This window comes from Actinotalea ferrariae CF5-4 (genome assembly GCF_000603945.1).
Lineage (GTDB): Bacteria > Actinomycetota > Actinomycetes > Actinomycetales > Cellulomonadaceae > Actinotalea > Actinotalea ferrariae.
Window position 1 is genome coordinate 1 of the sequence record NZ_AXCW01000321.1, and the last position, 687, is coordinate 687.

1 protein-coding gene and 1 pseudogene are annotated in these 687 nt (G+C 81.1%); both read left to right on the plus strand.

Features of this window, described 5'->3' with window-relative positions:
• A partial coding sequence (locus tag N866_RS17045) for a magnesium chelatase subunit ChlI family protein (RefSeq protein WP_034228739.1) occupies nt 1-277 on the plus strand: 277 nt, incomplete at its 5' end.
• Nucleotides 274-687 (plus strand): annotated as a pseudogene (locus N866_RS17050) (DNA-processing protein DprA); the annotation flags it as partial. The gene N866_RS17045 and the pseudogene N866_RS17050, both read left to right, overlap by 4 nt.

The window sequence follows — 687 nt, forward strand, 5'->3', positions numbered from 1 at the left end:
CGTGCGCGCCGCGCGGGACCGCGCCCGGCGGCGTCTGGCCGGCACGACCTGGACGACGAACGCCGAGGTGCCGGGGGCCTGGCTGCGTCGCCAGGTGGGCGTGCCCGTCGAGGCGCTGGACCGCGCCCTCGACCGCGGGGCGCTGAGCCTGCGCGGGGTGGACCGTGTGCTCCGGGTCGCCTGGACCCTGGCCGACCTGGCGGGACGGGACGCGCCCGGGCGCGAGGAGGTCGGTCAGGCGCTGCTGCTCCGCACCCGCGGGCAGGTCGGCGCGTGAGCGGGGCACCGGTCGAGGAGCTCCTGCTCGCGCGCGCCTCGTGGAGCCGGCTGGCCGAACCGGGGGACACCGTCGCGGGAGCGCTCACGGCTGCGATGGGTCCCGTCGACGCCTGGCGCCTCGTCGTCGAGGCGGCAGGTGGCAGCCCCACCGCCCTGCTCGGGGCGGGCCGGGCCCTCCCGGGGTCGCCGCGGGCCGTGCACCGGCTGACGGCGGCGCTCGAGCGGTGGCGCCCCCGGCTCGCGACCGTCGACGCGGCACGGGCCCTCGACGGGCACCGCACGCGGGGCGGGGACCTGCTCGTCCCGGAGGACCCCCGGTGGCCGACCGGGCTGGGCGACCTCGGCACCGAGGCGCCGCACGCCCTCTGGGTCGTGGGCGACGCCGTCGCACCCGCCCGCGCCGCGGAC